The following is a 24,208-nucleotide window of genomic DNA, read 5'->3' as shown; positions in this document are numbered from 1 at the left end:
AGCAAAGGCAGCCGTTGGCTGCCTTTGCTCGTTATGCCTTTAGCATGTGGGAGTTGATCTTCTCGATCTTCTCCCTCGCGAATTCTGCGGTGATTTTAAGGTTGTCGGTTTCCAGCGATGGGAACTCGAACATGGGGTCAATCATGATGGCCTCGCAGATGGAGCGTAGGCCGCGGGCGCCCAGTTTAAACTCTACGGCCTTATCCACGATGTACTCCAGCGCCTCGGCGTCGAACTCCAGCTTGATGTTGTCCATCTCGAACATCCGCACGTACTGCTTGATGATGGAGTTCTTGGGCTCGGTAAGAATCGAGCGCAGCGTCTCCCTATCCAAAGGGCGTAGGTAGGTGAGCACCGGTAGGCGGCCGATGATCTCGGGGATCAGGCCGAACGCCTTCAGGTCCTGCGGCGCAATGTACTGCAGCAGGTTACCCTTGTTGATGGTCTCCGCCTTCTTCGAAGCGCCGTAGCCCACCACCTTGGTGTTCATGCGCTGGGCGATCTTCTTCTCGATGCCGTCGAAGGCGCCTCCGCAGATAAAGAGGATGTTCTTGGTGTTTACCTGGATCATCTTCTGTTCGGGGTGCTTTCTTCCGCCTTGAGGTGGAACGTTAACCACTGCTCCTTCCAGCAACTTCAGCAGCGCCTGCTGAACGCCCTCGCCCGATACGTCGCGGGTGATGGATGGATTATCGCTCTTGCGGGCAATTTTATCGATCTCGTCGATAAAGACGATGCCCTTCTCGGCCATCTCCACGTTGTAGTCCGCCACCTGAAGCAGGCGCGAAAGGATGCTCTCCACATCCTCGCCCACGTAGCCCGCTTCGGTAAGCACCGTGGCGTCTACGATGGTAAAGGGCACGTGCAGCAGCTTGGCGATGGTGCGGGCGAGCAGCGTCTTGCCGGTGCCCGTTTCGCCAACCAGGATGATGTTCGACTTCTCGATCTCCACATCCTCATCGTCGGAGATGGTGGCGTGTTTCAGCCTCTTGTAGTGGTTGTAAACGGCAACCGAAAGGTATTTCTTGGCTTCGTCTTGGCCTATTACGTACTGGTCGAGGAAGGTCTTAATCTCGTTGGGCTTGCGGAGCTGCAGCTCCGTAAGGTTGAGCGACCCCTTCTTCTTGAACTCCTCCTTGACGATCTGCGCAGCCTGCTCGATGCAGCTCTCGCAGATGTGGCCAGAGATACCAGCCAAGAGAAGGCTTACTTCCTTTTCCTCCCTACCGCAAAATGAACATTTTTTACCGGCCATTTCTATAATGTTTAGGCGTTACCTCAATTTATAAACCAAAAGAACCGCAGGGTTGGTGCGGTTCTTAGGTATTTGGCTTTTGTTACTTACTACTCTTAACAAGCACCTCGTCGATCATCCCGTACTCTTTGGCCTCGGATGAGTTCATCCAGTGGTCTCTGTCCGAATCATTTTCGATCTTTTCGAGCGGCTGATGGGAGTGGAGTGCGATGATCTCGTACAGCTCCTTTTTCAGCTTGATGATTTCGCGAGCGGTAATCTCGATATCGGATGCCTGCCCCTCTGCGCCTCCCATTGGCTGGTGGATCATAACGCGCGAGTGGGTGAGGGCCGAGCGCTTGCCTGCGGCTCCTGCGGTAAGCAGCACAGCACCCATGGATGCTGCCATTCCCGTACAAATCGTAGCAACATCCGAGTTGATGATCTGCATGGTGTCGTAGATGCCTAGCCCTGCGTAAACCGATCCGCCGGGAGTGTTCAGGTAGATCTGAACGTCCTTCGTGCTATCGGTCGAGTCGAGGAAAAGCAGCTGCGCCTGAATGATGTTGGCCACGTCGTCGTTGATGGGCACCCCAAGAAAGATGATGCGATCCATCATCAGTCTCGAAAACACGTCCATCGAGGCAACGTTTAGCTGGCGCTCTTCGATAATCGTAGGGTTGATGTAGCCGCTGTAAACGTTGTGCATCCGATTATACTGATGCAGCTTAAGGCTACCAATCCCCATGTGCTTTGTTGCGTACTTGTTGAATTCGTTCATAAAGCCTCCAACTGTTGAGTGTGATGTTTAAAGATACAACTATTTTTCCAATAGCTTGTCAAATTCTTTAGTGCTCACCTCTTTGTCTTCAACTTTAACTAGTTCTTTTGCAGCAGCAACTACCTTGTCTTCGAACTTCTTCTCAACAATACGTCTTCTCTCTTCCTTGTTTTGGAGGATATCGCTAGCGTACTTGGTAACGTACTCCTGTGGTAGATTTCTCATACCGTATTGAGCGAACTGGTATGCAGCGTACTCTTCGGCAGCAGCCTGAAGCTCTTCTTCGCTAACCTCGATGCTGTTGGTGGTGATGAAGAACTCCTTAACAAGCTGCCACTTCATGTCTTCAGCAAATGTTGGGAATTCTTTTTCGATGTCTTCTTTTGTGAACTTACCTTCGTTGATGATGTAAATCCATTTCTTAAGGAATTCTTCTGGAAGCTGAAGGTCTGCCTTGTCGATAAGCTTTTCGCGGAGGTCAAGAAGCAGCTTGTAGTCGCCTTCCTTGGCTAGGTTTACGCGGATTTCCTCGTCAACTTTTGCAACAAACTCTTCGTAGCTCTTCACGTTACCTTCTCCGAAAGCCTTGTCGTAAAGTTCCTGGTTAACCTCAGCCTTTTCGAAGTTCTTGATTTCGGTGATGGTGAAGCTAAATATTGGATTGATGGCTCCGAGTTCTTCCTTCTTTACATTAAGAAGAGCAGCTCTGTCGGTTTCGTTTTCGAAGGCTTCGTTTACGTTGAACTCAACGGTGTCGCCATCTTTCTTGCCTGCGAATTGAGCCTTGATCTCGTCCTTAGCAACCTGGCGAAGCGAGAATGCTGCGTTTTCGATGCTAATGCCATCGGCTTGAGAGAGGTTTCCGCGAAGGAAGTCTTCCTTGCCTTCTACAACATCCACATCCGACATCTTGCCAAAGCGGCTTTGGTAGCTGGTGATGTAGCTATCGCGCATTTCGTCGTCGATGGCAATGTTGTAGTAGTGAACCTTATCTCTTTTGGTCAACTTAATATCAACTGCAGGAGCGATGCCTAAGTCGAAGCAGAATTCGAAAGACTTGTCGTTATCCCAGTCGATAGCCTTTTGAGACTCACTTGGAAGTGGCTCGCCTAAAATCTTGGTGTCGCTTTCTTTTAGGAAGTTCGCGATCGAATCTGAAACAAGCTTGTTGATCTCGTCAACGAGAGCAGGCTTACGGTACATCTTGTTGATAATCCCAGCAGGTACTTTACCAGGACGGAAGCCGTCGATTCGTGCGTTTCTACGGTAGTTGGCAAGTGCCTTGTCGAGATTTCCTTCGTAGTCGCTTGGCTCGATGTTAATCTTAAGCACTGCGTTTAGAGTATCAACGTTCTCCTTTGCAATATTCATTTGTTGACAGTTTAATGATGAGCAATTTCATTTCCCATTGAGCCTCGGACCAATCAAAAGAATCTGCCAAACAGCTAGAATTTTTTGATTATCAGAATGTCTTTTGCGTACTAAATGGGAGCCCAAAGGTATGAAAAAGGGGTAATAGTTACAAACTTACTTTTTGAGGATGTTGGGCTAATGGGGGTAAACGAAAAAGCCCCGATTTCTCGGGGCTTTAGTGCGGATGAAGGGACTCGAACCCCCACGCCTCACGGCACTAGATCCTAAGTCTAGCGCGGCTACCAATTACGCCACATCCGCATTGTGCTACCGTGTTCGTTTTTTGGTTTAGCGATGCAAAGGTAAACCAAATTTTCATATCTGCAATACTATTGAGGGGGTGTAGACGGAAAAAAGTGCAGGAGATGCTGCCTGTAGGTTTTACGAAGTTGTGCGAAACTTATTCGTATTGGAAATAAATAGGGGGGAGGGCTGTAAATGAAAAAAGCCCCGATTTCTCGGGGCTTTAGTGCGGATGAAGGGACTCGAACCCCCACGCCTCACGGCACTAGATCCTAAGTCTAGCGCGGCTACCAATTACGCCACATCCGCATTGTGCTACCGTGTTCGTTTTTTGGTTTAGCGATGCAAAGGTAAACCAAAAAATGTTTTCTACAATAGCTGTATTGGGATTCTAGGTGGATTCCTGCAATTTTTTTAGGTCGTATAGCTACTTGCGAAGCTCGAAGTTTTGTCCGAGATATAGCCTTCTAACGGTCTCGTCGTTTGCAAGGACCTCTGCTGTTCCGCTTCTAAGTATTTCGCCGTCATATAGAAGGTAGGCTCTGTCGGTAATCGAAAGGGTTTCGTGAACGTTGTGGTCGGTTATGATTATGCCGATGTTTTTATCCACCAACTTTTTTACGATGCCCTGAATATCTTCAACGGCAATGGGGTCTACGCCTGCGAATGGCTCATCTAGTAGAATGAACTTTGGGTCGATGGCTAGACAGCGGGCAATTTCGGTACGGCGCCGCTCGCCGCCCGATAGCTGAATGCCGAGGCTCTTGCGAATTTTCTGAAGGCTAAACTCGCTGATGAGCGACTCGAGCTTATCTTTTTGCTCGGCAGCGCTTAGTTTCGTTAGTTCTAGCACGGTTTTGATGTTGTCCTCTACGCTCAGGGTGCGGAATACCGATGCTTCTTGGGCTAGGTATCCGATGCCTTTTTGGGCGCGCATGTACATGGGCATGTTGGTAATATTCTCGTCATCGAGAAAGATTTCCCCTTCGTTGGGCCGAATCAGGCCAACAATCATGTAAAAGCTGGTTGTCTTGCCTGCTCCATTAGGGCCAAGTAGTCCAACTATTTCGCCTTGGTTTACCTCGATGGACACCCCTTTTACAACCGTGCGTGCCTTATATCTTTTTACTAAGTTATTGCTGTGTAATTTCATTATCTACGGTTTTGCAACGTGCAAATTTAGAAAATAATCTGAAGACCTGCTCTTATCCCGAATTTATCGATGTTAGGATTGTCGAGGTAGCTGAGCCTCCATATCGCATCAATACGAATGATCTTAAATATATTCTCGACTCCCACACCTACTTCATAGTATGGCTTCCTGACATCTGACAACCCGTCGGGGAATGCGAATTCTCCAGACTTGTTGGCGTTGGAAAGCGAGCCTATGAGCCCTTTCCCGTAGGCTACCTCTCGCCATTTGAGCTTCCTCATTAAAGGAATATGGTTTAAAAAGAATCCGTTGAAGTGATGCTCTAGCGTAAGGCTTACCCACTGATCGCTGGCAAATTCGTAGTAGTTCATCATGTTAAACGAAAACTTGTTGAGGGCGTAGGTCTCATTTCCTTCGTGTAGCTTAAGTAGGGGGTAGGGGACTGTTCCGAATATTTTACCACCTTCTATTATATAGCGGAGGTAGCCAAAAGGGTTAAGCGGCACCTTATGGACGTAGTTGGCGTCTAGCATCGTGTAGCTGTACTTTGAGCCGAGTACGTTTTTGAGCCCAAACGTGGCGTTTACATTTATAATAGGGTTGTCGCTGCCTAGCGATATGCGCTCGAATTCGCCAGCAACAAATCGCTCTCCCTTACCAATGCGAGTACTTAAAACGACGTTTGTAACGGGCATGTGGGTGCTGCTTGTGCCATCTGCGCGTTTCATGGTTACAAAATCGGAGGCGTTAATGTCCTTGTGGTTTACCTCGATGCCGCTTGAGATGCCGGGGCTCCATTCGTAATCGAACTTGAGCTTGGTTTGCTCGATTAGGTTGAGCTTGTAGTTGGGGTTGCGGCGGAGCACCGAGGTTAGGATGTTGTCTTCAGCAAGCGAGAATGGGCTTAGCCCCATCTGATCCATATCTTTTTTGTACGATGCGTATCCGGTTACACGGGGCTCCTTGCTGAACATGTAAAGTACATCGCCGCCGTACTTAAACTTTTCGTCTTTAAATCCGTAGGCGGCAAATCCTCCAACCATGACATTCTTGGAGAACTTGTTGGAGGTTCGGCCTCCAAGCTTAATTCGATCTCCTTCAATCCGGTTGTTGCTGTAGGTTTGGTAGTAGGGCCCGTACTCGAAGTAGCCTATGGGGTAGTAGTAGTTGATAAGCAGGTTGGTGATGTTGGTGGCTGTTTTAAAGAGGGGGACCTCCTTAACCCGGTCTACCATTGTATAGATCCCCTTTTCCTGGGTGGTGAGCTCGACGGGCCGATTTTGCGCCCAGTAGCTGGTGTCCTTTTTTATGGCTTCGTCGCTAAGGATTACGCTGGGGGCATTCTTCTTCGTGGAGTCGGGGAACTCGGCGTTGAGGTTCACGTTGGAGATCACGCTGGTGTTGCGCCCGAAGAAGCCTACCGTTCCTTTGGTAATCTTGAAGTCGATAAACAAGCTGCTGCTTTTGGGGAACCACACCGAATCGTTTACGGGTTGAAAAACCTGCTCGGCAGCCATGGCGTTAACCCAGTTGATGTTGGCCCCCTTGTTGAGCTGCAGCACCACCTTTACAACGGCATAGGTGGTGTCGTGTACCCACATTTCGCCGGTAAAGGTGGGCTCCTGCTTCCGTTTGGGCACGAAGTTCATCCTTATGCACTGCTTGCCGTCGATGTAGGCCGTGTCTTGGAGGTAGTACTTGTAGTACGAGAGCCCGTTGCTGTTGAGCGGGCTAATCAGCCCTTGGTCAAAGAAGTCTATGAAGTTGTCGTAGATGTTGATGTTTTGGTACATCCGCCCCGTAAACTGGGCGATGCTTTTGTTGTCGATCCCCGAGGTCTTGCTCGCTTTTATGACCTCCTTCTCCTTTTGGGGCGAGCTCGAGTGGTAGTAGTCGGACAGCGATTCGGAGATTAAGATGGGGATGTAGGTCTTTCCGGTCATCTTGTTCGTGTCGAGGTAGTCGAATATGAACTTGAACTGCTTGAGCAGCTTCTTATCCTTAAGCTCGTTTTTGATGTTGTTGACATCAATCTGCATCTTGGTGTAGGCGTTGTAGCTGTACGAGGGGATGCTGGCGATGTTGTTGCGGTCTTTATTGGCTATGATTTTCTTGAAAAAGGCGTGCGCAGGATTTTCGCCGGGTCTTACCACAACCTCCTGCAGGGTGTAGTTGATGGGGGTTAACTCTATGGTGAAGGTGTTGATGGTGTGCTTGGTTACGGGAACCGATTTGCGGTTGTACCCCACGTACTGCGCCGAGATCGAGTCCGTTGCCATCTTCGCATCTATCGAGAATACCCCATTTTGGTCGGTTATGGTTCCTACCGTTGATTTTATGAATGATACGTTGCAAAAAGGAAGCGCCTCCTTGGTGTTGGCATCGATAACTTTACCCTTCACCCTTGTAATTTGGGCGGAGGAGAGGAGTGGCGCTGTATAAATAAGTATAAGGATGAAATGTTTTAAAAGCGTAGAAAACCGATTTCGCATATTCTTTTTATTTAGAAATATAAAGGTAGTGGACAATGTCGTACAGTGGAGCAAAGGAGTGTTAATAGAGCCTAAGGCAACACGATGTTTGTTACATCTTTACCCGGGGAAAGTAAAGGAGGATCTTTGGATTGAGCGAATAAGGGTGTTTGAAAGGGTAAACTTCGGGTGGCGTGGTGCTTTCTTTCCTCTTCTGATGCGATTTTTAGGCGATGGTCGTGTGCCATCCCTAAACTTCGGAAACCATTTGGTGGAGCGGTTGTGCCATGCGTAAGCTTCGGAAGTCATTTGGGGAAGCAGTTGTGCCATTCGTAAACTTCGGAAACCATTTTGGGAAGCGGTTGCGTCATTCGTAAACTTCGAAAGTCATTTGGTGGAGCGGTTGTGTCATCCGTAAGCTTCGGAAATTACTCGGTGGAGTGTTCAGCGCAGACTCTTCAGGCTGGTAAATCTCAAATCCATCCTCAGCAGCCGCTACGCCTACGGGAGGTCTGCTGCTGAGGGTGGTTGATAGTATGCTTATAGGTGCTGGAGGCGGTTGCCGCAACTGTTCGTTGGGCTAGGCGATACCTTCGCGAAGGATGTCGTGGATATGAACCATCCCGGCGTACCTCCCGTCTTGGATGACAACCAACTGCGTTATCTTATTCTTTTCCATCTTGTCGAACGCATTAATGGCAAGCTCGTTGATGTCGATCGTCTTGGGGTTAACGGTCATGATATCTTTGGCGAGCAGGTTGTCTACGCTCACCCCCTTTTCCAGCATTCGCCTTAGGTCGCCATCGGTAATAATCCCGGCAAGCGATTGGTCGTCGTTGACAACGGCGGTTGCGCCAAGCCTTTTCGACGATATCTCTACAATAATTGGTCGGATGGTCTCGCTGAGCAAAACCTTAGGAACCTCCGCCGAAATCACGTCGGCAACGCGCATGTACAGCTTTTTCCCTAGCGAGCCGCCAGGGTGGAAGCGGGCAAAATCGCTTGAGGTGAATCCTCGAAGCTTAATGAGCGTCATGGCTAGCGCATCGCCCAGCACCAGTTGTGCGGTAGTCGACGAGGTAGGCGCCAGGTTGATGGGGCATGCCTCCTTCTCAACCGTAGCCTTTAGCACGTAGTCGGAGTTGAGGGCAAGGTATGAGTCGGTGCTCGACACCATCGCTACGATTTTGTTGCCAAGGTTGCGAATCAGTGGTACCAGAACTTTTATCTCTGGCGTGTTCCCGCTTTTCGAAAGGATAATGATGATGTCGTTAGGCTGGATAAGACCAAGGTCGCCATGGATGGCATCGGCTGCATGCATAAAGATGGATGGCGTTCCGGTTGAATTCATGGTTGCCACAATCTTGCTGGCGATGATGGCGCTTTTCCCAATTCCAGAAACGATGACTCTCCCTTTACAGCTGTATAAAAGCATGGCAATTTCGGCAAACTCATCGTCGATGTAGCTGGCTATTTTTTCAACAGCTCTAGCTTCTTCGAGGATGGTATCTGCTGCAAATGCTTTTATGTCGAAGTTATTCCCCATTACTCTTGTTTTTTATTTTTCTCTTGAGTACTTTAGAAATGCAAAGTTATTGCTTTTTGACGATAACTTGGCATCTGTTGGAGGCTGATTCTTATGTGTGTTAACTTTTGCAAACCTAGGAGCCGTTGATTGTTATATGAGATTTGTTTGGTTAACTTTGTTATGTCAGTGTGCAGAAAAGGTACATTTAAATCAAAAAATGCAGTATTAAGAGGGGTAAAAATTATGGCCGAAGAGGTTCGTGCATCATTAACGGAGTACTTAAAAAAGTACTTTGGTTTTTCTGGGTTCAAAGGAAACCAAGAAGCAATCATTCAAAATGTGCTGGATGGGAAAGACACATTTGTGCTTATGCCCACAGGAGGAGGGAAATCGTTATGCTATCAGCTTCCTGCTCTTAAAATGGACGGAACGGCAATCGTAATTTCGCCCCTAATAGCATTGATGAAGAATCAGGTTGACGCTATGCGCGCCTTTATGGAAGGTGCCGGGATTGCTCATTTCCTCAATTCTTCGTTGTCGAAAACCGCTATTGCCAAGGTTAAGGAAGATGTTGTTGCAGGGCGCACAAAACTCTTGTACGTTGCTCCAGAATCGCTCACAAAGGAGGAAAACATACAATTCCTTAAGCAGATAAAGATCTCGTTTTATGCAATTGATGAGGCACACTGTATCTCGGAATGGGGGCATGATTTTCGGCCAGAGTATAGAAGAATACGTCCAATTATAACAGAAATAGGTAAAGCCCCTTTGATTGCACTTACTGCAACTGCTACGCCAAAGGTTCAACACGATATTCAGAAGAATCTTGGAATGCTTGATGCAACGGTCTTCAAATCATCGTTCAACAGGCCAAACCTCTACTACGAGGTACGTCCTAAGCAGGATGCAACTAAGGAGATTATCAAGTTTATTAAAGCCAACAGCGGCAAATCGGGTATCATTTACTGCCTAAGCCGGAAAAAGGTGGAAGAACTTGCAGATATACTTAAGGTAAATGGCATAAATGCTGTTCCTTATCATGCAGGGCTTGATTCGAATTCTCGTTCTGAAAATCAGGATAAGTTTTTGATGGAAGAAACCGATGTGGTGGTGGCCACCATTGCATTTGGCATGGGGATCGACAAGCCCGATGTTCGCTATGTAATTCACTACGATATTCCCAAGAGTTTGGAAGGATACTACCAGGAGACTGGTCGTGCTGGCCGCGATGGGGGCGAAGGGAAGTGCATTACTTTTTACAGCTACAAGGATATCCAGAAATTGGAGAAGTTTATGCATGGCAAGCCGATTGCCGAGCAGGAAATTGGGAAGCAGCTGCTTCAGGATACGGTTTCCTATGCAGAATCGTCGGTGTGCCGCAGAAAGATGCTGCTGCTCTATTTCGGTGAAGATTATACGCAGGAGAACTGTGGCTGCTGCGATAACTGCCTTAATCCGAAGGAACTGTTTGATGGAAAAGATGCCATTCTGAAGGCACTAGAGGTAATCGAAGAGCTGCAGGAGAAGTTTAAGTCCGACCATGTCGTAAACTTTTTGGTGGGCAACGCAACGGCGGGCATAAAAACCTACAAGCATAACACTAACGAACTTTTTGGGATTGGCAAAGACCGGGATGAAAAGTATTGGAATGGCATTCTTCGTCAAATGCTCATCAACCATTTGCTAACAAAGGATATTGAGAATTATGGTCTTCTAAAGATATCTCCAAAGGGACGTAAGTACATGGATGAACCATTCTCTATAATGATGGCAAAGGACCACGATTACGGAGAAGTTGATGACGATGACGTTGCAGGATCAGCCGCTGGCAAAGGTGGTGGTGCTGCCGACGAGGCGCTGTTTTCCCTTCTGAAGGATCTGCGTAAGTCGATGTCGAAGAAGCTGGGGCTGCCTCCTTTTGTGCTATTCCAAGATCCATCCCTCGAAGATATGTCCATCCAGTACCCTATCACGATGGAGGAACTTCAGAACATTACGGGGGTAGGGGTTGGAAAGGCCAAAAAGTATGGCAAGGAGTTTATCGAACTCATCAAAAAGTACGTTGACGAAAATGAGATTGAGCGACCTCAGGATATGGTCGTAAAGTCGGTGGTCAACAAATCGGGGAATAAGGTTTTCATCATCCAAAGCATCGATAAGCGGATGGACTTGGGAGATATCGCCAATGCGAAGGGGATGGACATGAAGGATCTGTTGTCTGAAATGGAGGCAATCGTTAATTCCGGCACCCGAATAAATCTCGATTACTATATCAACGAAAATGTGGACGAGGATAAGCTCGAAGAGGTTTTCGACTACTTTAAGAACGAGGCGAAGACGGAGTCTATTCAGGAAGCGCTAGACTTTCTTGGAGAGGAGGATTATTCCGAGGAGGAGGTTCGGCTTATTCGGCTGAAGTTTATCTCTGAAATGGGCAACTAGATCATTTGTTGAATAAAAATATGCAACCCCGAACTTTTGGTTCGGGGTTGTTTTTTGTTATGCGATGCTTACTTCGCTTTCTGTAGGCTACTTTTTGTCGGTGTTCCCCTTGCTTACATCGAATGCCTCGCGGAGGCCATCTCCTAAGAGGGTAAACGCAAGTACCATGAGCATGATGGCGGTTCCGGGGATGAAGGCGAGGTACGAGGCATCGAGTATGATGTAGGCGTAGCTCTCCTTTAGCATGGCTCCCCACGATGGCATTGGCGGTTGGATGCCGACGCCAAGAAAGCTTAACCCCGACTCGATGAGGATGGCCGAGGCAAAGTTGGCGGCGGAGATGACAATGATGGGCCCCATGACGTTGGGGAGTATGTGGCGGATGATAATCCTCCAATCGCCAAATCCTAGGGCGCGGGCGGCATCTACGTACTCCTTCTCCCGGATGCTGAGCACCTGGCCGCGAACAATTCGGGCTACCTCTACCCACATGGTAAGCCCAACGGCAATGAAGATCTGCCAGAATCCTTTCCCCAAAACTAGCGTTACCGCAATTACCATTAGAAGGGTGGGGACGCTCCAAATTACGTTGATGAACCACATGGTTACGTTGTCGACCCATCCCCTGAAGTAGCCGGCAACGGCGCCTAGGGTTATTCCGATAAGCAGCGATATGGCTACGGCAATGATGCCTACCGATAGCGATACCCTTGCCCCGATAAGCATGCGGCTGAGCAAATCGCGCCCATACCGGTCGGTTCCGAGGAGGTACGACCGCTTAACGATCTGTGATTCCTGTACGGTTTTGGCAAGGGTGCTGTTGTCGATGGCGAGCCTTGTTCCATCAATGGTGGTAAAGTATGATTTGCCGTTGCGGATGGCTACGGTGCTGGGGTTGTCGATGGGGTACGCCATTTCGGCAAGCGTATAGCGGTGCTCGAGGGGTTGCTCGTTCGGGTAGGCCGTAAACTCTTTGGCGTAGATGTATCCGCCGCGGATGGTATAGGCGTTTATGGCGAGTTCCTTGTAGGCCGATTCCTTCCCGTTGGTCAGCTTGGCGAAGAGGCCGACTTCTTTTGGAACCGCTGCTTTGGGAAGGCGAAGAACTAGGGTGCTGAACCCCGGCTTCTGTACGGCAATTTCGAGATGCTGGCTGTTGGAGTTGGGGCTAGAGTCTGGCGCAATTAAGTATCCTAGCAGGGCTAGGGTGCTTACGATGATGATAAACCAGAGGGAGATCATTGCCCATCTGTCGCGCTTTAGCTTTCTCCATGATTGTGCCCAGGGTGACTGGCTTTCGGATCGTTGTATCTCCTCTCTTTCCATGTAAATCTTGATGTCGTGCTGCCAATGGCCGTAAAGGTAATGTAGATTGGGTAAAGAGCCGCGCAAAGCAGAAAATATTTAGCCCACTTTTTTATGCCATTCGCTCGGAAATGAGCCGCTAGTAAGCCGTAGTCGAGCATCATTTTGGATGCCCATAGGGTAATTGCCAGCGTCGAGTGGGCGTGGTTGATTGTTGCCGCGATGGCGCACGAAAGGAGGGCGGCGTTGGCTAGGAAGACAAGGATGGCTACGGCCTTAGCGCTCCGGTCGCTGTAGTACTTTGTTTTAGAGCCCCAGCGCCTGCGGCGGTTGATGAAGTCTTTTAGGTTTTTGTCGGCATTGGTGGTTACGAGGTTGTCGCGCCCTGCAGTGAACCGAATCGTTCTGTGGTGCTGTTTGGCGTAGTGGAGCAGGAAAACGTCGTCGCCCGATGGCGTTTGTTCCGGGTTGAGGTTGGCCTCCATAAATATCTCCTTGCGAAAGGCCATGTTGGCGGCATTGCAGAAGATGGGCATGCCGATTCCGGCGGCACCAATTCCCGATGCGCTTAAGCTGGCGAACTCAACGGCGGCTAAACGTTCGAAAAAGGTGGTGGGATGGTAGGCAACCGGCCCGCATACGATGTCGGCTTTTGCGCCAATGAGGTTGTTGATGTTCGCGAGCCAGTACTTGGGCAGGCGGCAGTCGGCATCGGTGATGGCGATGATGCTGCTGCGGGCCGCCGATACGCCGGCCGAGAGGGCGGCCTTTTTTCCCTCCGATTCGTGGGGTAGGTTTACGACGCGAAGATTGCGGTGCTGCTGGCATTGGTGGTCGAGCTCGCGCTCGGTGCTGTCGGTGGAGTGGTCGTTTACGGCAACCACCTCGAAGTAGCTTGTTGGATAGTCTAGCGCTCGGATTGATTCGAAGAGGTGGGCGATGTTTTGCTCCTCGTTGCGGAGGCAGATGACGATGGTGATGAAGTAGCGGTGCTGGCTGGGGATAGGCTTATGCTCCCGAATACGGCTGTACCCGGCCGTAAATGCGGCAACCATCACCAAGTAGAGCGCCATTACGGCAATAAGTAGCACCATATCCCCAAAAAATTTTCGAAAGTTAACAAATAATGGGGAACTGCTGCTCCTGCTCCGAGGATTCATCCCTCCTTGGCGGTGCTCCACTGGCCTTGCGGGGTGCTGCGCCACCTGGTATCGGCTCGGAGGCCCGAGGTTCGGGTTCTGGAATGGTTCGGATAGGTTCAGCGGCGCGCCTTTGGGGTGTTTGATCCCGGGTGATAGTTCCGGCGGCGCGTCCGTCCGCCCATTTGACGACCCGTTTAGGTCTTTTATCGCACCGTTTAGGTTTCGAGGCCCGAGGTTTCGGTTCCGGAATGATCCGTTTAGGTCTTTTAATGGTCCGTTTAGGTTCGGAATCGAAAAATATCGTCGATTTATCCCAACCGACCGTCGATTAACCTAAAGGCTTCGTCGATCAACCTAAACGCATCGTCAATTCACCCAAAAGCATCGATGTTGAACGTATTCGTTTAGGTCCTGGACGTATTCGTTTAGGTTCTGAACCTAAACGAAGGGCTGTACAGGGGGATGGTTGGCTTTTGGGGGCTGCGGCTCCTGCCCCCAAGGCCTAGAACTCGAAGTCGGTACGGAACCGGTTGGTCCAATCCTCCTTCTTCACCTCATCAATGTTGGCCTTGAGCTGCTCCATGAAGCGCGGACGGGGGATTTCCTCGGCGCCGAGCGAAAGGAGGTGGTCGGAGTATATCTGGCAGTCGACCAGCTGAAACCCTTGCTCCTGCAGGTTCTTCACCAGCATGATGAAGCCGAACTTGGAGGCGTTGCTGGCCTTGGCGAACATCGACTCGCCGAAGAAGCATCGCCCTAGAACGCCTCCGTAGAGGCCACCCACAAGCGCTCCATCCTGGTCCCACACCTCCACCGAGTGCATGAAGCCGAGCTGGTGCAGCGCGTGGCACGAGGCCATCATCTCATCCGAAATCCACGTGTTGTAGGGGTCCTCCTGGCCTTCGCGGGCAATGGTGCCGCAGCTGCGCACCACCTCGTCGAAGCAGGTGTCGAACGTTACGGTGTACTTCTTCGCCCGAAGCAGCTGGCGCATGCTCTTCGACACCTTAAGCCGGTGCGGGTAGAGCACAAAGCGGGGGTTGGGGCAGTACCAAACGGGGATATCGGCCGGATCGTACCAGGGGAAAATGCCCTCGGAGTAGGCCACCAGCATCCGCTCGGGCGTAATATCGCCCCCTACGGCAATCATTCCATCGTCCTCGGCGTCTTCCACCGGGGGAAAGTTGAGGTATTCGGTATTGAGGATGTAAACAGGCATGGCTAGCGTTTTACGATAGGCGCCCTTCGGGCATTTAGGGTTACCTGCGAGACGTACAGCCCCGCTAGCGTCACGGCAATCCCAACGAGGTTGATGGCGTTGAACCGATCGCCCTGCATGAAGTAGGCCGCAATCGCCGTAAATACGGGGATCAGGTTGAGGAAGACGTTTATCTTGGCAATCGAAAAGTGCTTCAGCGAGTACGCGTAAAGCAGAAAGGCGATGATCGAGGCAAATGTGGTAAGCTTGAGGATGGGGACCAGCGCCTCGCTCGTAAACATCGACGCGCTGAGCCTGTCGGTTGCCAGAAATACCGGGAGCATGAGCAGCGCGGCAATAATGCTCTGGTAGGTGACGATGCTGAACGAGTTGTACCGCAGGGTTAGCTTCTTTAGGCTAATAACGTAGCCAATGGCGGCAACCACGGCCCCGAACATCAGCGCGATTCCCAGAAGCGATCCCTTGGTCTGGCTGCCCGACTGGTAGGCAACAAGCACTACGCCTACTACGGACAGGAGTATGCCGATGGCGTTTTGTAGGCTGATTCTTTCCCTGAAGAAGAGGAACGCCCCAAGCGGCGTGAAGAGCGGAATGGTTGCCACAATAACCGCGGCCAGCGTCGACGATACCATGGTTAGCCCGTTGGCCTCGCAAAGGCTGTAGATGAATGGCTCGAAGAAGGCCATGGTCAGGAATAGCCTCAGGTCCTTAGCCTGGAGCCGCTGCACCTGCCGGAGCAGCAGCCCAACTACCAGCAGCGCTACCGATGCCAAGGTGAGGCGAAAGGTAATTATCCCCGTAGGGGTAAAGTAGAGCAGCGCCGTTTTATACCACACAAAGGATAGGCTCCAGAATAGTATGGCTAGGATTACGGCGGTGTAAACCAGTAGGCTGTTTTTCATGATGCTGCCTTTTTACTGCTAGAATACCACCTTTAGGCTCGATGGCTGTACGGATATCTCCAGCGTTTTCCCCATTCGTCCAGGCTCGCCGTCGAAGTGGATGTAGTCCTCCTCCTCGCGTTCGATGGTGATGTTTCGCCCCCTGATGATCTCTACGTATTGGCTGGATTCAATTTTTTTCAGAAACATCTTAGCCGCAAAGGCAGGACCCGAAATGAGCGGCAGCTTGGTAACTACCACAACATCCAGAATTCCATCCTGAAGATCGGCTTGCGGAGCGATGTAGGCGTTGTTGCCATACTGCGATGCGTTGGCTACGGTTATCAGGAAGGCGCTGCGCGAGTACCTCTGCCCATCTACCGTGATGGTGTATGCCTTGGGCTTATAGCCGAAAAACTCCTTGATCGCCACCTTGGCGTAGGTGGTCAGGCCGCGCGATCCAGCCTCCGCAAATCGGTTTCCGATGAGCGCATCGAAGCCAACGCCAGCCGTACAGAAAAAGGCTACCCCGTTGATGTACGCCGCGTCTACTCGCTGCGATGGGTGTAGAAGAGCCACCTCCACCGCCTTGGGGGCGGTAAGCGGGATGCCCAGGTGGCGTGCCAGCCCATTTCCCGACCCTTGCGGAATAATGGCAAGCTCAGCATCCTTGCCCACCAGCTCGCGTGCCACCTCGTTGATGGTTCCATCGCCACCCACAGCCACAATTCTGCTGTACCCATCAGCCATAAGCTCGCGAGCTAGCTCGGCAGCATGGTTGGCACGGGCGGTATATACGATATCGGCTTGGATATGGTTGTTTGAGGCAGTATTGTTGATTATCTCAGGGAGCTTCGCCTTGTCCTTACCTCCAGATATGGGGTTTATGATGAATGCAACTTTCATGTTTACGCTTCTGCTTATTAAAACGGCAGCAAATATAGCAGGTCTATTTAGAGTTTGCTTTGATATTGAAAATAAAAAAAGCGGGGATTCCCGCTTAATCTATTGTGATTTTGAGTACTTGTCCTGCTTTTAGATCTCTCGGCGAACGTAGGTTGTTTGCCTTCTGAATATCCTTTGGGGTAACACCCTTATACTTTTGAGCGATAGTCCAAAGATTGTCGTTCTTCCTTACGGTGTAGCGTATTACAGAGCCTTTCTCTACCTGCTCCTTAGCAACGTAAGGTTTTGCGGGCTCGTTTGCGCTTACGTTTATTGCTTGTACCGTTTCAACCTTAATAGAATCGGATGCCGCAGCCTTATTCTTGTTCTCAGATTCGTTTTTAATGGTCTTCTTCTCCACCTTTTGGGCTAGCAGAGGAGCTGCCTCGTATATGGCTAACCGTTGTCCCTTCTTTAGCTTGCCCTTCTTCGACGAGATCTTGTTCCATTCCTTAAGAGCCGAAACCTCAATGTCGTATTTCTTTGCAATGGAGGCAAGGGTCTCTCCCTTTCGTACTTTATGGTAGATCTTCTTTGTTCCTAAATCCGCGGCTTGGCTTGGAGAACCAGAAGAAGCCATTAGCGTTGGAAAGTTGTTTTGTACAAAGTAGATTGAGTCCTTTGCGTAAATATCTTTTTCTTTAGCAATAAAGGCGGTTGATATACCTGTAGGAAGTACAAGCGTATATGGCTTTTCTATTCCAGGAATGATGTCCTTCTTATACTGAGGATTTAGCTCGCGGAGCTCATCAACAGAAATGCCGAGCACATCGGATACCTGCTGGAAGTGAAGCATGCGGTTTACCTGAATTGAATCCGTATTTCGAGGCAACGGCATGGTACGGGGGATGAGCTTGTGCTCTTTGTAGAACTTTACGAGGTAGGCTGCTGCAATAAAGTTTGGAACGTATCCTCTGGTTTCCTTTGGAAGGAAGTTGTAGATCTCCCAGTAGTTTTTGCTGCCTCCAGCCCTTCTAATTGCCTTGTTCACGTTACGAGGACCGCAGTTGTAGGCTGCAATAACCAGCGTCCAGTCGTGGTATATCTTGTAAAGGTCTTTTAGAAACTTTGCCGCAGCTTCACTCGCTGCTACAGGGTCGCGTCGCTCGTCAACAAAAGAGGAAATGTTAAGCTTATACTGCTTTCCAGTGCCATACATAAACTGCCAAAGCCCTGTCGCGCCAACTTTTGATACGGCAATAGGGTTGAGTGCCGACTCAATTATTGGGAGATAGCGAAGCTCCAATGGGAGATCGTACTTGTCTAGTGTCTGCTCTATTATTGGGAAGTAGTATTCTCTAAGTCCTAAGATTTTCTCCGAAACGTTTTTCTTGCGGATGATATACCATAAGATTGATGCACGAACAACGTTGTTGTAAGGCAAATCAATTAGTGATGGTACCTTAGCAAGTCGCTTCATGAATACAGAGTCGGGAATGTCAGATTTAACCATTTCCTCATTGCTTAGAAAATCAGCGGCAAGGTTGGTTGTATCCAATACTTGCCATTCTGTTCTTGCTAGGAGAAGGCTGTCAATTCCCTTTTCGAATTGTCTTAGTTTTCCCTCATCTATTGCTAAATGCTTATCATCTCTGGTAGCAATCGATTTTGCATTGCATTGGTTTGCTGTCAAGCATCCTATTAGGATAATCGTAGCGAAGAAAAAAATAGCGCTCTTAGTGCTTGGCATAGGGGCTAATGTTAGTTTGGGTTAGGTTAAAAGTTCAGCGACATTGTTAATCCAGGGGCAAAAGGACTGCCTTTTTGGGCAACTAGGTAGTTCTCGTTTAGTATGGTAGGAACAACCCTAAGCGACAGGTTGTCATCTACCTCATAGTCGTATAGGGTAGCATCTACGTTTGCGTCAATGATGTTAAGGGCGTATAGTAGGACGGTTCCTAAAATCGCATAATCGCGATTCCTTCGGTAGTAATCGCGGGCTGACTTTAGCTCATCGGCTGATCTTTTACCCTCAAATTCATCAATGGTTTCTGGATTCTTGTCGGTAACCAAGTTGTATGCTAGCTTGTAACGTTGATACTCCTTGCCCTGAAAAGATATTGCGTAGCCTAATGCTGCAAATCCTCCGTAAAGAATAGGAACCTTCCAATACTTTTTGTTGTAAACCTGACCTAAGCCAGGGAATACCGCCGAAAGTATGGTTGCCTTTTGTGGGGAATGTTCCTGGTGGTCGTTGTAGTTTACAACAGCATCGGCTATGCTTAGCAGATAAACCGCAGTGGCTGCCATGTAGCAAACATTACGGTACTGCTTAAATCGGGTATAATCGTTCTCGATACCTACGAGGTTGTTTCTGTAAAGAGCCTTTTTCGAGATGGTGTTAAAACTTCCATCTATGGAGAAATCTTTAGATAACTCGACTGAAGCAATCCTATACTTATTGTATGATTCGTGATACAGAAGGTTGCTTTTGTAGCCAATGTATCCTAACCCGGCAATACCACCGTAGAATACAGGTATCTTATAGTACTGCTTGTTGATTACTTGACCAGACCCTGGCAAAATAGTCGCTAGTCCCCATACCTTGACAATGGATAGGGAATCTTTTTTCTGCGGTTGCTCAACCTTTATTTTTTTTTGCGAAAGCCCTACAAGGGGGAGCAAAAAAACTACAAAGCCAACAAGTAGTAGAGCACTTTTTTTCAATGTACGCGTTTTAAACCTTAAAGCAAACCTTCGAGTTGCTCAAATTTAGACAGTATAGAGTTGATCTCTTTGTCGGATTTGAAGCCAATGATAATTTTGCCGTTGCCTTTTGCCGTTCTTTTGATGTTGATATCCGACGAAAACATCTTTTCGAGGTGCTCAACAAGTTTAAAGTATGGCTCTGGCATATCTTGTTCTTGATCTTTTTTATCTTCTAGAGCGTTGCCTTCTGCCAGCTTCTTAACAAGCTGTTCAACTTGGCGAACTGAGAGATCTTCCTCAATTATTTTGCGAAGGATTTCAAGTTGTAAATCTTGGTCATCGATGTTTACCAATGCTCTTGCATGGCCCATCGATAGCAAGCGGCGTCGAATAGCCAGCTGAAGTTCAGCAGGAAGCCTTAGCAAACGGAGGTAGTTGGTTACGGTACTACGTTTTTTGCCTACACGTTCGCCGAGCATCTCTTGGGTAAGTGAGCATTCGTCAACAAGGCGCTGGTAGCTTATTGCTACTTCGATAGCATCAAGATCTTCACGTTGGATGTTTTCGACCAATGCCATTTCGAGCATTCCTTGGTCATCGGCAGTACGAACGTAGGCAGGAATGCTCTTTAGCCCTGCCAACTTTGACGCTCTAAAGCGGCGTTCTCCGCTGATGATCTGGTACTGGTCGTTTTCAACTTTGCGTACGGTAATTGGCTGGATAATGCCAAGTTCTTTGATGGAGGCGGCTAACTCGGCAAGTGCTTCCTCGTCAAAGTGTGTACGTGGCTGTAGCGGATTGGGAACGATTCTTTCGATCTCAATCTCGTTGATAAGTTCAGATTTTGGTAAAACGCTTTCGGTCGGAGTTGGCGAAGGTGCGTTGCTCGTTGTTGACGCCTCTTCAATAAGCGCACCTAGACCTCGGCCTAACGCCATTTTTTTACTCATGCTATCGTAGTGGATATTGTGTTTTATACAGTTTCTTTTTCGTGCGCTTCTTTTACGGCTTCATTCTTTTGAAGAAGTTCCTTGGCAAGGTTCAGGTAGTTGGTTGTTCCTGTCGATGAAGCATCGTAGAGCAGAACTGGCTTGCCGTAACTGGGGGCTTCGCTTAGCTTGATGTTGCGCTGAATGATGGTGTCGAATACCATTTGTTGGAAGTGCTTTTTAACCTCATCAACTACCTGGTTCGAGAGCCTCAAGCGGGCATCGTACATGGTTAGGAGGAATCCTTCGATGGCAAGCTGTGGGTTAAGCCTGCTTTGGATAATCTTGATGGTGTTCAGAAGTTTTCCGAGACCTTCGAGCGCGAAGTACTCGCACTGAACGGGGATGATTACCGAGTCGGCGGCACTTAGCGCGTTAACGGTGATAAGCCCAAGCGAAGGAGAACAGTCTATAAGGATATAGTCGTATTGGTCACGGATTTTCTCAATAACCGACTTGAGCATCTTTTCCCTATTAGGAAGGTTGAGCATTTCGATTTCGGCACCAACTAAATCAATGTGAGAAGGAATAAGGTCTAACCCGTTGATCTCGCAGTGAAGAATGATGTCTTTTGCGTCCACTTCATCAACCAAGCATTCGTAAATACTGGTTTTAATGGTACGTAAGTCGAAGCCGTTTCCTGAGGTGGCATTTGCCTGAGGATCTGCATCGATCAGCAAGACCTTTTTCTCAAGTACAGCAAGGCTCGCTGCGAGGTTAATCGCAGAGGTTGTTTTACCAACCCCACCTTTTTGATTTGCTAACGCAATTACTTTAGCCATTCCCTAATAGTTTTTTATTATTGACTGCAATAATAGCAATAAAACTGTAATATATGTATGTGGCATATATCGATTGCTATTTTCGAACTCGAAGTCCGCCTGCAAAGGTATTACTTTTTTTCACCCTTTAATCAGGTGTCGATTTTGTGTTGACAACTCATCTTTTTTTTAACTTTGTTCGATTAGTTTTAAAGATATTTTGAGAATGGCGAATGGTAAATGGTTTGCAATCGTAAATCCTAAGGCAGGCAAGGGGCGTGCAGTTGTCGATTGGCCACGAATCTCGTGGATGCTAACCGATGCGGGCGTTGAGTTTGACCACGTGTTCACCCAAAAGAAGTACCATGCTGTAGAACTGACGGTGCGGGCTATACGAAGTGGCTACCGAAAGATCATCTCCGTGGGGGGCGATGGCACGCTAAACGAGATTGTAAACGGCATTTTCATTCAGAAGGAGGTGGCAACCACCGATGTGCTGTTGGCCATGATGCCGCTTGGTATCGGCAACGACTGGATTAGGATGTACGGCATTCCCCGCACGTATGCCGATGCCATTGATGCCATAAAGTTTGGGCGCTCGTTTCTGCAGGATGTCGGGCTGGTAAAGTTCTACGAGGCGAAGGTGCATCACGAGCGCTATTTCGCGAATGCGGTTGGTATCGGGTTTGATGGCTATGTGGCTATCGGCTTTAATCGGCTGAAGGAGGCAGGTAAAAAGAGCAAGTGGCTGTACGTTATCAGTATGATAAAGTCGGTGCTTACCTACAAGGCGTCTAAGGTTGCGATGCGCATCGACGGCGATCCGATTTCCGACGAGATCTATAGCATAACGCTTGGAGTAGGTAAGTATAATGGTGGGGGTATGATTCAGATGCCTAATGCTATTGCCAATGACGGGTTGCTCGATGTCACCATTATTCGAAAGATTAGCGGCTTAAACGTGCTGTGGAATATGCCAATACTTTACAATGGGCATATTCATCGGCACTCTCGCATAACTGGCCACCGGGGAAGTGATATCGCCATTCATTCAATACCCCAAATCCCCATCGAGGTTGATGGCGAGAGTGTAGGCTATTCGCCGTTTGACATCTCCGTTGTTGCCAAGGGAATTAACGTTATCGTTGGGAGGGACTTCAACGAGATGGAGTAGGCTTAGCGCTCGGCCTCTTCGCCTTTGGGCATTACTTTTTCTATGGCTTCCTTCTTGAATATCCGCAGGTCGCTTAGCGATACCCCATGGGCGGAAAGGTACAGTATGCCCGGGAGCGAGGGGATGGCCACGTTGACCACCCAGAGCAGCACGGTTGACATCACGGCGATGCTCGCATCGATCCCAAATATTGGAAAAAACACGGATGCGCCTGCGGCTCGAACGCCTAGTTCGGTGAACGAGAATGAGGGAATTGCCGAGTTGGCCAGAAAGGTTAGGGCTATGGCGAAGAACATGGGCTCGAAGCGTACCTCGCGCGAGAATACCAGGAATATCAGCCATAACTCGGTGCAAAATACGAAGTAGCGCATCAACGAAATGGCGACCGAGAGCAGCGCCTTGGAAATGCGGATCTTGCCGATGCGATTTTCGAAGAAGCGCATGGCCACCCAGATCAGCACCACCACCAGGAATACCAGAATGAGCTGGGTGATGGCCAGCTTGGGCATCCCGGGGAGCGACTTCCAACTCATGTTGATGAGCGCAATGGAGCCAAATATGGCGGTGGCCAGTAGCTGCGAGAAGCTGCAAAACGTTGCGGGAAGCAGCCCCCGAACGCGAAATTTTTTGGGGAGTAAGAAGCTCCTTATTATAGGGTCGCCAATCCGATTCGGCGAAACAATACCTCCAGCCATTCCTCCGAGCACCTGCTTGAGCGCGCTAAAGTACGAAACGCCAAAGGGGGCCACGAACAGGTGCCACTTGTAGGTTTCGAGCGAAAGGTTTACGCCTAAAAGGAGGGTGATGGCGGCCAGTAGGAGGGCTAGGGCCAGCGGGTTGGTGTGCTGGATTTGCGCGAGGGCGGTTGCCACGTTCGCCGCGCTGATTTTTACGGCTAGGAGGTAGATGCACAAAACGGCGATGCCTACTTTAAGGGATATCCCCACTAGCCGTTTTTTTTTGATAAATCTGTCGAGCATGTGCCTTGCGTGTTCTTTAATTGCCGTATTTTGTGCCTAAATTAAGTAAAAGAATTCAGATGAACTATGTGCGCCCCAAAAAGAACCTCGGTCAGCATTTCCTGAAAGACCTTGGCATTGCCCAGGAAATTGTTAACGGCCTGAAGGTCGCCTCGTACAAAAAGGTGCTGGAGATAGGCCCTGGAATGGGGGTTTTAACCGACATTCTTATAAAAAGGGACGACCTAGAGCTCTTTGCCGCCGAGGTTGATGGCGAGTCCGTGGAGTACCTAACGGCCAAGTATCCGGAGTTCGCCAAGGAGCACCTAATCTTCGGCGATTTCCTGAAGATGAAGCTCGACGGCATCTTCCCCGAAAAGTTTGGGGTGATCGGGAACTTCCCCTACAACATCTCCTCGCAGATCTTCTTTAAGATCTTGGAGCATAAGGACCTGGTTGACGAAGTGGTGTGCATGCTGCAAAAGGAGGTTGCCGAGCGCTTGGCCGAGCCGCCTGGAACCAAAACTTACGGCATCCTGAGCGTTCTGCTTCAGGCCTACTACGACATCGAGTACCTGTTTACGGTGCACGAGCACGTCTTCAACCCGCCACCCAAGGTAAAAAGCGCGGTGATACGCCTTACCCGCAACTCGGTAGCGCACCTCGATTGCGACGAAAAACTGTTTAAGCAGGTGGTCAAGGCCACCTTCAACCATCGACGGAAGACCATTCGCAACACGGTGAAGCCGCTTGTTGCCAGCGATTGCCCCGAGCATCCGCTCTACGGCGAGCGCCCCGAGCGGCTGTCGGTGGCCCAGTTTGTCGACCTAACCAACCACGTCGGCCAGCATCTGGTTCAGGGGCAGTAGCCCTTGGACCAAGGCCGATTTCCTTCCCCCTGCCCCCAATTTCGTTGGCA

19 protein-coding genes and 2 tRNA genes are annotated in these 24,208 nt (G+C 49.3%); 3 read left to right on the top strand and 18 right to left on the bottom strand.

What is annotated here, in order from left to right; all coding sequences use genetic code 11:
* Window positions 1-31: 31 nt before the first annotated feature.
* The 8 genes from clpX to ACHZA1_RS05190 all read right to left on the bottom strand — a co-directional run bounded on the left by clpX (window position 32) and on the right by ACHZA1_RS05190 (window position 8,841).
* Window positions 32-1,255: an ATP-dependent Clp protease ATP-binding subunit ClpX gene (gene clpX, locus ACHZA1_RS05225; RefSeq protein WP_320054176.1), complete on the bottom strand. Its 1,224-nt coding sequence runs from the start codon at window positions 1,253-1,255 to the stop codon at window positions 32-34.
* Between the two features lie 82 nt (window positions 1,256-1,337).
* A complete protein-coding gene (gene clpP, locus ACHZA1_RS05220) occupies window positions 1,338-2,015 on the bottom strand; it encodes an ATP-dependent Clp endopeptidase proteolytic subunit ClpP (RefSeq protein ID WP_320054175.1) in 678 nt (225 codons plus the stop codon).
* A gap of 39 nt (window positions 2,016-2,054) precedes the next feature.
* The gene (gene tig, locus ACHZA1_RS05215) at window positions 2,055-3,386 is read right to left on the bottom strand and encodes a trigger factor (protein WP_320054174.1); all 1,332 of its coding nucleotides are present in this window, start codon (window positions 3,384-3,386) and stop codon (window positions 2,055-2,057) included.
* Between the two features lie 221 nt (window positions 3,387-3,607).
* Window positions 3,608-3,689: transfer RNA gene (locus ACHZA1_RS05210), tRNA-Leu, on the bottom strand.
* Window positions 3,690-3,898: 209 nt separating this feature from the next.
* Window positions 3,899-3,980 (bottom strand) — tRNA-Leu (locus ACHZA1_RS05205).
* A 118-nt stretch (window positions 3,981-4,098) separates the two neighbouring features.
* On the bottom strand, window positions 4,099-4,824 hold the full coding sequence (lptB, locus tag ACHZA1_RS05200) for an LPS export ABC transporter ATP-binding protein (protein WP_320054173.1): 726 nt from the start codon (window positions 4,822-4,824) through the stop codon (window positions 4,099-4,101).
* Window positions 4,825-4,850: 26 nt separating this feature from the next.
* Window positions 4,851-7,316: a DUF5686 family protein gene (locus ACHZA1_RS05195; protein WP_320054172.1), complete on the bottom strand. Its 2,466-nt coding sequence runs from the start codon at window positions 7,314-7,316 to the stop codon at window positions 4,851-4,853.
* A 559-nt stretch (window positions 7,317-7,875) separates the two neighbouring features.
* Window positions 7,876-8,841 (bottom strand): KpsF/GutQ family sugar-phosphate isomerase, encoded by a 966-nt coding sequence (locus tag ACHZA1_RS05190; protein ID WP_320054171.1) that lies wholly within the window; start codon window positions 8,839-8,841, stop codon window positions 7,876-7,878.
* 225 nt (window positions 8,842-9,066) lie between these two features.
* Between ACHZA1_RS05190 and recQ the strand changes: the two genes are divergently transcribed.
* The gene (recQ, locus tag ACHZA1_RS05185) at window positions 9,067-11,265 is read left to right on the top strand and encodes a DNA helicase RecQ (RefSeq protein WP_320054170.1); all 2,199 of its coding nucleotides are present in this window, start codon (window positions 9,067-9,069) and stop codon (window positions 11,263-11,265) included.
* Window positions 11,266-11,352: 87 nt separating this feature from the next.
* Here recQ and ACHZA1_RS05180 read toward each other — a convergent pair whose 3' ends face one another.
* The 9 genes from ACHZA1_RS05180 to ACHZA1_RS05140 form a co-directional block, all read right to left on the bottom strand.
* Window positions 11,353-12,507 (bottom strand): ABC transporter permease, encoded by a 1,155-nt coding sequence (locus tag ACHZA1_RS05180; protein ID WP_320054169.1) that lies wholly within the window; start codon window positions 12,505-12,507, stop codon window positions 11,353-11,355.
* A gap of 17 nt (window positions 12,508-12,524) precedes the next feature.
* Entirely contained in the window at window positions 12,525-13,664 is a 1,140-nt protein-coding gene (locus ACHZA1_RS05175; protein ID WP_320054168.1) for a glycosyltransferase, read from the bottom strand.
* A 550-nt stretch (window positions 13,665-14,214) separates the two neighbouring features.
* Window positions 14,215-14,931 carry a leucyl/phenylalanyl-tRNA--protein transferase gene (gene aat, locus ACHZA1_RS05170; protein ID WP_320054167.1) on the bottom strand — a complete coding sequence of 239 codons (717 nt, stop codon included), beginning with the start codon at window positions 14,929-14,931 and terminating at the stop codon, window positions 14,215-14,217.
* 2 nt (window positions 14,932-14,933) lie between these two features.
* Window positions 14,934-15,833, bottom strand: coding sequence for a DMT family transporter (locus ACHZA1_RS05165; protein ID WP_320054166.1), 900 nt, complete (start codon window positions 15,831-15,833; stop codon window positions 14,934-14,936).
* A gap of 18 nt (window positions 15,834-15,851) precedes the next feature.
* Window positions 15,852-16,718, bottom strand: coding sequence for a diacylglycerol kinase family lipid kinase (locus ACHZA1_RS05160; RefSeq protein ID WP_320054165.1), 867 nt, complete (start codon window positions 16,716-16,718; stop codon window positions 15,852-15,854).
* Between the two features lie 94 nt (window positions 16,719-16,812).
* Complete coding sequence (locus ACHZA1_RS05155; RefSeq protein ID WP_320054164.1) at window positions 16,813-18,210, bottom strand: LysM peptidoglycan-binding domain-containing protein; 1,398 nt, start codon at window positions 18,208-18,210, stop codon at window positions 16,813-16,815.
* A gap of 263 nt (window positions 18,211-18,473) precedes the next feature.
* Entirely contained in the window at window positions 18,474-19,424 is a 951-nt protein-coding gene (locus ACHZA1_RS05150) for a DUF5683 domain-containing protein (RefSeq protein ID WP_320054163.1), read from the bottom strand.
* A 17-nt stretch (window positions 19,425-19,441) separates the two neighbouring features.
* Complete coding sequence (locus ACHZA1_RS05145) at window positions 19,442-20,356, bottom strand: ParB/RepB/Spo0J family partition protein (RefSeq protein ID WP_320054162.1); 915 nt, start codon at window positions 20,354-20,356, stop codon at window positions 19,442-19,444.
* Between the two features lie 23 nt (window positions 20,357-20,379).
* A complete protein-coding gene (locus tag ACHZA1_RS05140) occupies window positions 20,380-21,177 on the bottom strand; it encodes an AAA family ATPase (RefSeq protein ID WP_320054161.1) in 798 nt (265 codons plus the stop codon).
* 205 nt (window positions 21,178-21,382) lie between these two features.
* Between ACHZA1_RS05140 and ACHZA1_RS05135 the strand changes: the two genes are divergently transcribed.
* Window positions 21,383-22,330 (top strand): diacylglycerol kinase family lipid kinase, encoded by a 948-nt coding sequence (locus tag ACHZA1_RS05135; protein ID WP_320054160.1) that lies wholly within the window; start codon window positions 21,383-21,385, stop codon window positions 22,328-22,330.
* A gap of 2 nt (window positions 22,331-22,332) precedes the next feature.
* Here ACHZA1_RS05135 and ACHZA1_RS05130 read toward each other — a convergent pair whose 3' ends face one another.
* Window positions 22,333-23,310 carry a lysylphosphatidylglycerol synthase domain-containing protein gene (locus ACHZA1_RS05130; RefSeq protein ID WP_320054159.1) on the bottom strand — a complete coding sequence of 326 codons (978 nt, stop codon included), beginning with the start codon at window positions 23,308-23,310 and terminating at the stop codon, window positions 22,333-22,335.
* A gap of 59 nt (window positions 23,311-23,369) precedes the next feature.
* Between ACHZA1_RS05130 and rsmA the strand changes: the two genes are divergently transcribed.
* A complete protein-coding gene (rsmA, locus tag ACHZA1_RS05125) occupies window positions 23,370-24,158 on the top strand; it encodes a 16S rRNA (adenine(1518)-N(6)/adenine(1519)-N(6))-dimethyltransferase RsmA (RefSeq protein ID WP_320054158.1) in 789 nt (262 codons plus the stop codon).
* The last annotated feature ends 50 nt before the right edge of the window (window positions 24,159-24,208 follow it).

Source organism: uncultured Acetobacteroides sp. (genome assembly GCF_963667355.2).
In the GTDB taxonomy this organism is placed as follows: Bacteria; Bacteroidota; Bacteroidia; order Bacteroidales; family ZOR0009; genus Acetobacteroides.
Note: the sequence above shows the minus strand (reverse complement) of the source record. Positions and strands in the feature narration are given on the sequence as shown.